The following is a 9,424-nucleotide window of genomic DNA, read 5'->3' on the forward strand; positions in this document are numbered from 1 at the left end:
CGACATGCTGACGAGCGCACGGCGCGAGTTCCTCGAGACGTTCGAGTCGACGATCCTGCGTCCGCGCGGCCTCGACCACAAGGTCGTGTTCCCCGGCCCCGGCGGCGCGAACGGGTTGGGGGCGGCGTCGTCGGGACGACCGGTGGCGTCCCCGCCGTTCGAGGGGTCGGTCATGAGGTGCCGAGCGCTCCTGTCATGGTCGTCCAGCCCCGGGAGATGCGCGCCGGGACCCCGGCATCGTAGTCACCGGCCGGGAAGCTCGCCACGAGGTCGGCGACCTCGTCCTGCTCGGTGTCGGCGACGACGTCCACGACGGTGTCGCCGGCCTGCCACACGACGTGCCACGGCTCCTCGGAGAGCACGTGGACGCTGCGCCCGTCGACGTCCCACGTGCCGACGCCCTCGAGAACCGTGCGGTCGAGGACGCCGGGCTGCTCGCGCACGACCGCCTCGCCGGTCGGCGTGCGCAGGTCGATCTCCAGGAGGTGACCATCGTCGCGCACCGCGGCGACCGTGACGCCGTCCGGCAGCTCCGTGGGGCACGTCCAGCCCTGCGCCGCGAGGGCCGCGAGCGTCGCCGCGCCGTCCACGGGCGCGTGCTCCCCGCTCGCCGCCGTCGCGCGCGGGGCGGCCTGCGCGAGCACGGTCAGCGGGTCCGTCGGGTGGAGGCTGGGCGTGACCGTGGGGCTGTCCCCGAGCGCGAACAGCCCGACCGCGGCGACCCCGACGCCCGCCGCCGCGAGCGCCGCGACGTCGGCGGGCGCGAGCGCGCGGTCGTAGACCGCCACCTCGTCGACGGCGCCGCGCAGCGGGTAGCCCCCGCCCGGCTCGTTCCCCACGAGCAGGGGCAGGTCGTTGGCCGCGACCGCCGCCGGTCCCGGCGCGGACCCCTGCTCGACGCCGTCGACGAAGAGGCGCACCCGGGAGCCGTCGTAGGTGCCCACGAGGTGCACCCACCGCTGCCCGTCGGCCGGGTACCGCGACGTCGCGTCCGCGCGGTGCGCGTTGCCGGCGGACGCCTGGTTCACGCGGAAGAACGCCCGGCCGTCGCCCGCGAGCCCGAGCTCGTAGCCGTCGACCTCGTACCCCTGCGCCTTCTTCACGACGTACTGCGTCCCGACGCGCTCCGGCCGCACCCACGCCGAGACCGTCAGGCCCTCCTGCGGGTCGAGACCGTCGGCGTCGGGGACCGTCACGAGACCCGACGCGCCGTCGAGGCGCACGGCGGGCCCCGTCACGCCGGGCACGCGCGTGACGCCGCCCGACGTCGCGCCGGTGCGTGCCCAGCCCGAGCCGTCCAGCACGGCCGTGCCCGACGGCTCGTCGAAGCCCCACGCGCCCTGCGCGCCGGGGGCGAGCAGCACGCGCACGGTCACGGTCGCGGGCTCCGACCAGGTGCCGCCGACGCCGGCGCGCACGGTGAACGTGTCCGTGCCGACGCTGCCCGGCGCGGGGGTGTAGCGCACCGTGCCGGTCGCCGCGTCGAGCACCTCCGCCGTCCCGGCCGACGGCGGCCCGACGACCTCGAGCGTCATCCCGGTGCCGTCGCCGCTGCCGTCCGGCGCCGTGACCACGAGGGCGGCCTCCACCGCCGTGCCGCTGGTCGTCGTGAGCTCGGCGTCGTCCACGGCCGGCGGTTCGGAGGGCACGGACGGTTCCGTCGGCTCGATCGGCTCGGCCGGCTCGGCCGGCTCGGCCGGCTCGGCCGGAGGCTCCGACGGGGCGCCGGGACCGGTGGTCGGGTCCGTGGGCTCGGTCGGCTCGGTGGGCGCGGTGGGGTCGATCGGCGCGGTCGGCTCGGTCGGCGAGGTCAGGTCGGTCGGTGCGGTCGGGTCGGCCGGCGCGGTGCCGCCCGGCGCGCCGGGTGCGGTGTCCGACGACGCGGCCAGGGCGGCCACCTGCGGTGCCGTGAGCGCCCGGTCGTAGAGGCGCACGTCGTCGACCGCTCCCCGCAGCGGGTAGCCGCCGCCAGGCTGGTCGCCGAGGACGAGCGGGAGCGCGTTCGTGGCGACGGCCGACGGGCCCGCGACGGACGCGGCCTCGACGCCGTCGACGTAGAGCCGCACGCGGTCGCCGTCGAACGTGCCCGCCAGGTGCACCCACGTCCGCCCGTCCGCGGGCAGCCCGGTGCGCGCGTCCGCGCGGTAGGAGTTGCCGCCGCTCGCCTGGTTGACCCGGAAGAACGGTCGGCCGGTGCTCGCGATCGCGAGCTCGTAGCCGTCCACCTCGTACCCGTCGGCCTTCTTGACGACGTACTGCGTGGCCGTGCGCTCGAGCCGCACCCACGCCGAGACGGTCAGCGCCGTCGAGACGTCGAGCGCCGGGACGTCGGGGACCGTGACGCGGCCGGTGGAGCCGTCGAACCGCACCGCGGAGCCGGAGACGCCCGGGACCCACGACGACCCGCCCGACAGCGCGCCGTCGAGCTCCTGCCCCGACGCGTCGCGGGTCACCGTGCCCGAGCCCTCGTCGAGGGACCAGGACCCGCGCAGCCCCGCCTCGGCGAGGACGGCGACCGAGACCGTGGCGGGCGGTGACCACGTGCCGCCCGCGCGGACGCGGAACGTGAACGCGTCCGTCCCGACGAAGCCGGCGCGCGGCGCGTAGGTGTACGTGCCCGTGGTGGGGCCGGTGAGGGTGAGCGTGCCCGAGGACGGGCCGGTCACGACCTGGAACTCCGGCGTGCCGGACGGCACCTGGGCGCCGAGGACGCCCGTGACCGGCGTCCCGGCGACGGTGCTCGCCGACCCGGGGAGCGCGACGGGCGCGGCCGGGGGCGGCGTCGTGCCGGAGTGCAGCGCGGCGACGTCGGCGGCCGACAGCCCCCGGCCGTAGACCCGGACGCCGTCGACGGCGCCGCGCAGCGGGTACGCGCCGTCCGTCTGACCGCCGAGGACGAGCGGCAGGTCGTTCGCCTCGACCGCGTCCGGTCCGGCGACGGAGCCCTGCTGGACGCCGTTCACGTACAGGCGCACGCGGTCGCCGTCGAACACGCCGACGAGGTGCACCCACGTCCGGCCGTCGCTCGGGTACGGCGACGTCGACTCCACGCGGTACGCGTTGCCGTTCGAGGCCTGGTTCACGCGGAAGTACGCGCGGCCGCCGCTGGACAGGCCGATCTCGTAGCCGTCCGTCTCGTAGCCGACGGCCTTCTTGACCACGTACTGGGTCGCGACCCGCTCGGGCCGCACCCACGCGGACACCGTCAGCGCCCCGGTCACGTCGAGGGCGGGCCCGTCGGGGACCGTGACGCGGCCGGAGGACCCGTCGAGGCGGACCGCGGAGCCCGCGACACCGGGCACCCAGGACGCCCCGCCGGAGAGCCGGCCCTGCCCGCCCCACCCGGACGCGTCGGCGGTCAGCGTGCCGGAGCCCTCGTCGAGCTCCCAGCGTCCGCGCAGTCCCGACTCGTCGGTGACGGCGACGTCGACCCGCGCGACGTTCGACCACACGGACCCCGCGCCCACGCGGAAGGTGAACGACGTCGCGCCGACGAACCCGGCCGGCGGCGTGTAGACGAACGCGCCGGTCGCGGGGTCCGTCACCTGGACCGTGCCGGACGCCGGCGCGGACACGACCTCGTAGCGGTCGCCCGCACGCACGCCCAACGCCTCCAGCGTCCCGGCGACGGGCGTGCCCCGCGTCGTCGCGAGGGTCCCGTCGGACGCCACGGGAGCGCCGGGGTGCGTCCACGCGAGCCGCGCGGCCCCCGCGGTGCTCGACGACGCGGCGAGGACGAGCGTCTCGCCGGGCACCTGGTCCTTCGGTCCCGTGACGTTGTTGTAGGCGCCGTCGAGCACGACGTCGGCGCCTCCGGAGAAGTCGAGGTCGTCCAGCGGGACGACCTTCTCGAGGATGTCGTCGAGCTGCTCGCTCGCCGTGTACACGACGCGCAGCGTGCCCGTCTGCTCGTCGATCTGCACGGTGGGGCGCGTGCCGCGCCGGTCGACCTCGTGGATCCGGTCCCACGCGCCCGACGGCCGCCGCACGAGCAGGCCGATCGTCGTCGCCGACGGGGTGTCGTAGGAGGTCTTGACCGCCGCGTAGAGCGTGCCGTCGGACGCCAGGGCGACGTTGAGGTGGTCGTCCGCCATGCCGTTGCCGAGGTTCAGCGCCGACGACCCGGCCGGCACCTCGTCCGCCGTCCACGACTGCGGGCTCGCGCCGTCCGCGTGCGTCCGGAAGCCGAACCGCTCGGTCTGCTGGTTCGACCACAGCACGCCGATCCGGTTGCCGCCGAGCCGCGTGACGAGCGCGATGTCGTCCTCGGCGATGCCGCTCGCGACCGTGACCGGCGACGAGAACGTCGTGTACGGGGCGTCGCTCCACCGCGCGACGACGGACGAGGACGTGTCCGCGACGAGCCACATCCGCCCCGTCGAGTCGACGTCGATCGTCGCCGTCTCGCTCCCGGGCAGGGACACGGACGTCGCGGTGGTCCGCCGGGACCACGGGGCGTACGTGTTCGACGTCGCCACGTGCTGCAGGGACACGAGCGACGTCGAGGGGCCGTGCAGGAGCACGTGGACCGCGTCGCCGTGGGGCTTGACGTCGGCGCGCACGTCCGTGCGGCTCGACACGCGCGTCACGGCCGTCCACGTGGCGGCGGCCGCGTCGTAGCGCCACACCCACGTGCCGACCGGGGACGTGGACGTCGACGCGAGCACGGCCCACCAGGTGCCGTGCGCGCGCCACACCTTCGACTGCGGCTTCTCGCCGGTGTTGCCCGCGATCGGGATGTCCGCCGCCGCGAGCGTCATCGCCTCCGGGCCGGCCTCGGGACCCGCCTCCGGCCCGGCCTGCGGGCCCGGGGCCGCGGTGTCCGGCGCGGCGTCCGCGGCCGGCGGCTCGGGCTGCCACGACAGCGTGAGCAGCCCGCCGTCCGGGTCCTGCGCCCCGACCTCGACGAGGTACTCCTCGCCCTCGCGCGCGTCGAACGTCACGCGCGAGGTCGAGAGGTCGCCGTCGTCGTCGCCGCTCGCGACGACCGGCCCGTCGGCCGAGCCCTCGCGCACCTCGAGCGTCGTCGGGAGCTCGCTGCCGGCCGTGGAGAAGGTCACGGGGCCGGTGGCGGGCGCCGTCCAGCGCCACCACAGCGAGCGCGCGACGAGCGACGCGGGCCCGGGACCGCGGTGCTCGGCGGGGAACGTGGCGGCCACGTCCTGGCCGGTGGCGCCGCCGACGGCCCGCGCCTCCGGCGCGACGTCGCCCTCGACCTCGGGCTGCGCGGCGACCGCGTCCGGGACCGACCACGGTGACGGGGCGGACGAGGCGACGAGGACGGCACCGACGAGGGCGACCGACGCCGCGGCCGCGGTGAGGCGCTGGAGTCCGGTGCGCCGGTGGGTCTGGGGGCTCGGTGCCATGCGGGCGGTCCGGTTCTGCTCGACGGTGCTCGGGGGCGACGGCGCGTGTCCCCCTGCGGTGCTCCGTCTACCGAGAATGGAAGCACCCCGACACGCCGGGAGGCAGCCGTTCAGCCCAAGTTCACCCGCTCGAGAGGTTCTTCCCGCTCCGGGGCCGGCCGTACCTTGATGTCTCCCGGTCCGCCCGGACCTCACGCCCGAGCCAGGAGGACGCATGGCGCGCGAACGGACCGCTACGGTCGCCAGGCCCTCCGCCGACGCACCCGCGACGTCCACGGCACCGGCCGTGGACGTCACGACGTTCACCCCGAGCGACTACGAGCTGCGCTGGGACGAGGGCCTCGGCGGGTTCCGTCACCAGTACGACCGCGACCTGCAGTTGGTCGCCCTGTGGTCGGGGGCGCGGCACCGCGAGCCCGAGATCCTCGACATCCTGCGCGAGCGCTTCCAGGTGCTCGCCGAGGTCGAGGTGCGCTGGTCGCCCGACCGCGTCGTCACGAACTTCGAGCGCCTCTACGGCCAGAGCCTGTGGGGCACGTCCCCGAAGCACCTCGAGGTCGGCGCCGACCCGTTCCTGCTCGTCGTCGTGGAGGACCCCGAGCCGCGGTACGCGTACCGGCAGAACGTCTCCGGGCTCGTCGAGCTGACGAACGTGCACGTCGCGCAGGTGAAGGCGTCCGCGCGCCGGCTCGCGGGCGGGTACACCGTCCACTCCAGCAACAACCTGCGCGAGTTCTTCCGGGACACCACGCTGCTGCTCGGGCCCGAGCGCCTCGACGAGATCCTCGCGCGCGACCCGCACGCCGCGCACCCCCGCGAGACGCTCGAGGCCGACCTCGTCGGCGACGCCGGGTGGGCCGACCTCGACGAGCTGGCCGCGCTCCTGCGCCGCGCGAGCGAGTACGTCGTGCTGCGCAACTTCGAGGGCCTGCCCGGCGTGCTCGCCGACGACCCCGAGATCGACGTCCTCGCCCGCGACCAGACCGACTTCGCGGCCCTGCTGAACGCGCGCCCGCTCGACCACGACGGCACGGGCGCGCGCTTCGGCACGACCGTCGGCGGCGTCCCCGTGGCGTTCGACGTGCGGTGGGTCGGCGACGGGTACCTCGACGTGCGCTGGCAGGACGACCTGCTGCGCCGGCGCACGTGGACCCCGGAGGGCCTCGCGGTCCCCCGCGCCGACGACCACCTGTTCTCGCTGCTCTACCACGCGAAGGTGCAGAAGCCGGCGGTCAAGCCCGCGTACGTGCCGCGTCTCGGCGCGCTCGCGCGCGACCTCGACCTGCCGCCGGCCCTCGCCGCGGACATCACGACCGACGCCGTCGCGGCGCGCGTCCTCGACGGCTTCCTGTCCGGGCACGGCTACACGGTCCCCCGCACGGTGGACCGCGGCGTGCACCGCAACGACGCCTTCGTGGCGGGCCTGACCCTGACGACGGTCGAGCCGACCGCCGTCGACCGGGCGCGCACCGAGCTCGTCGCGGCGGCACGGGGCTCGCGCGCGGGCGAGCTCGCCGCGCGCTCGGAGCTGCTGCGCCGCACGTACCGCGGGGCGCGCGACGGCGTCCGGGCGGTACGCCGCCGGGTGGGCCGATGACGCTGCCCGAGCCCGGCACCCTCGCGCCGGAGATCTCCGCGCCGGAGCGCGTGGGCGCCCCCGTGGGGCGCGACGTGCGCCCGGAGCCGGGCGTGCGCCGCACGCTGACGAGCCGGGTGCTCGGCCGCGCCAAGCTCGTGCGGATCTTCGGGTGCCCCGTGCGGTCGACGTTCGTCAAGAGCACCGACTACGCGGTCACGGTCTACACGACGACCCGCGGCGAGCCGACGGTCGGCAAGTACTTCGCGCGCTCCGAGCTCGGCCGGCTCGGCCTCGCCGCCGAGCGGCTCAGCGACGACCTGTTCCGGGACCGGCCGTGGCGCATGCCCGTCGCACGCTGGCACCGGCGCGGGTTCACCGTGCCGCGGCTGCGCGACGAGGACCGCCTCGACCTCGCGTGCCGGACGATGACGCGCGCCGAGCGGCTGGACGCCTCGGTGTGGGCGCTCGACGTGCTGCTCGACGTCTACTCCGCCGGCTACCTCCACGGCGACCTCCAGCCGCACAACGTCTGGCTGCTCGACGGCCGCCTCGTCGCGACCGACTTCGAGACGCTGGCCCCGCGCACGCCGGGCATCCCGTTCCTCGACTCGGGCGACGTCACGGGCAACGACCCCGCGCCGCGGCCCCGCCCCCTCGACCCGGCGTTCGACCCGGACGACGACTGGTCGTTCCACCACGTCCTCGGCGTGAGCCTCGAGGAGGCCGCCGCCGCGCTGCGCGCGCGGCTCGTGGACGAGGCCGCGACGTCCCCCGTGGCCGCCCAGCGGCTCGCGACGTTCGACGGGGAGCGCACGTGACGGCCGCGACGCCCACCACCGTCCCGCGGGGGCGGCGGATGCGGCCGCTCGTGGTCCGACGCCGGGACATCGAGCGCGACGCACCGCCCGCCGGTGCGTTCCGCGGCGTCGCCTACGCCCGCGGCCTGCTGCCCTCGCCGCTCACGACGCCGCTCGGCACGTTCTGCGTCGACACCGCCGACCGCGTGTTCTCGCTCACCTACGACGACGGGCCGGACCCGGCGTCGACCCCGGCGGTGCTCGACACGCTCGCCGAGCACGGCGCGCGGGCGACGTTCTTCGTCCTGTCGGAGCCGTCGCGCCGGCACCCGGGCATCGTCCGCCGGATCGTCGACGAGGGGCACGAGCTCGCGCTCCACGGCCGCGACCACCGCTCCCTCGTCACCCTGCCCGACCGCGTCGCGGTCGCGTCCGTGCGCGACGCGCGCGCCGCGGTGGAGGACGTCGCGGGCCGCCGCGTGCGCCTGTTCCGGCCGCCGTACGGCGCGCACACGCTGCAGCAGGCGCTCGGGATCCGTCGGCTCGGGCTCGAGACCGTCATCTGGTCCGGCGACGCGTTCGACTGGGTGCACGACGAGGAGGAGGCCGTCGCCCGCCGGGCCGTCGCGTCGGTCTTCCCCGGCGCGATCGTCCTCCTGCACGACACGCGCGCCGACCCCGAGACGCTCGGGCCGGGCGAGCGCCTGCCCGCGTTCGACCGCGCCGACGTGCTGCGCCGCATCCTCGAGGAGACCCGTGCCGACGGGTACGCCGAGCGCACCGTCGGCGAGCTGCTCGGCCGCTACCGCCGCGTGAAGAGCATGGCGCGCGAGCGGATGGCGCGCGCATGACGGCGCCCGCGCAGGCCCCGGTGCCCGGGGCCCCGGAGCTGTCCGTCGTCATCCCCGCCTACGACGCCGAGGAGACGCTGCCCACGCAGCTCGAGGCGCTCCTCGAGCAGCGCCCCGCGTGGCCGTGGGAGGTGCTCGTCTGCGACAACGGCTCGACCGACGGCACGGCCGACCTCGTGCGGGCGTGGACGCAGCGCATGCCGGAGCTGCGGCTCGTGGACGCGTCCGCGCGGCGCGGCCCGAGCGCGGCGCGCAACATCGGCGTCGGGCAGTCCCGCGCGCCCCGCGTCGCGTTCTGCGACGCCGACGACCGCGTCGGGGACGGCTGGGTCGCGGCGGTGCGCCGCGCGCTCGACGAGCACGAGTTCGTCGCCGGGCCGTTCGAGGGCTCGCTGCTCAACGCGGACGCGGGGTCGGCCGTGTCGTGGACGGCGCAGGCGCACGGGCTGACGGTCAAGCCGTTCCTCCCCCAGTTCGTCACCGCCGGCTCGGGGAACATGGGCGTGCTGCGCGCCGTGTTCGACGAGGTGGGCGGCTTCTACGAGGGCGCCCGCACCGCCGAGGACGACGACTTCTGCCTGCGCGTCCAGCTCGCCGGGCACGAGCTCGTGTTCGTGCCCGACATCGTGCTGCACGTGCGCCGTCGCGACGGCCTGTGGCAGGTGTGCCGGCAGGCGTACGCCTACGGTGCCGGCGAGAAGCGCCTCATGCACCGGTACGCCGAGTTCGTCCAGGCCGCGGGCTCGACCGGGGCCGGCGAGCCCGTCGGGTCGGGCGACGCGGGCGGCGCGGACCTGCGGGGCACGGACCGGGCGGGCGGGGCCGCGGCAC

The 9,424-nt window shown here is 76.4% G+C and carries 5 protein-coding genes; 4 read left to right on the forward strand and 1 reads right to left on the reverse strand.

Annotated features, from left to right (window positions below; all coding sequences use genetic code 11):
- Positions 1–170: 170 nt before the first annotated feature.
- A complete protein-coding gene (locus tag JZ5iCDA_RS12945; protein ID WP_069387556.1) occupies positions 171–5,366 on the reverse strand; it encodes a LamG-like jellyroll fold domain-containing protein in 5,196 nt (1,731 codons plus the stop codon).
- Between the two features lie 286 nt (positions 5,367–5,652).
- Between JZ5iCDA_RS12945 and JZ5iCDA_RS12950 the strand changes: the two genes are divergently transcribed.
- From JZ5iCDA_RS12950 to JZ5iCDA_RS12965, 4 genes are all read left to right on the forward strand, one after another.
- Complete coding sequence (locus JZ5iCDA_RS12950) at positions 5,653–6,963, forward strand: hypothetical protein (protein WP_069387557.1); 1,311 nt, start codon at positions 5,653–5,655, stop codon at positions 6,961–6,963.
- The gene (locus JZ5iCDA_RS12955) at positions 6,960–7,763 is read left to right on the forward strand and encodes a hypothetical protein (RefSeq protein ID WP_069387558.1); all 804 of its coding nucleotides are present in this window, start codon (positions 6,960–6,962) and stop codon (positions 7,761–7,763) included. Before JZ5iCDA_RS12950 ends, JZ5iCDA_RS12955 begins: the two co-directional genes overlap by 4 nt.
- Entirely contained in the window at positions 7,760–8,593 is an 834-nt protein-coding gene (locus tag JZ5iCDA_RS12960; protein WP_069387559.1) for a polysaccharide deacetylase family protein, read from the forward strand. The genes JZ5iCDA_RS12955 and JZ5iCDA_RS12960 overlap by 4 nt, the downstream gene beginning before the upstream one ends.
- On the forward strand, positions 8,590–9,424 hold an 835-nt coding region (locus JZ5iCDA_RS12965; RefSeq protein WP_069387560.1), incomplete at its 3' end, for a glycosyltransferase. The genes JZ5iCDA_RS12960 and JZ5iCDA_RS12965, both read left to right, overlap by 4 nt.

The organism is Cellulosimicrobium cellulans (assembly GCF_001722485.1).
GTDB lineage: Bacteria > Actinomycetota > Actinomycetes > Actinomycetales > Cellulomonadaceae > Cellulosimicrobium > Cellulosimicrobium cellulans_A.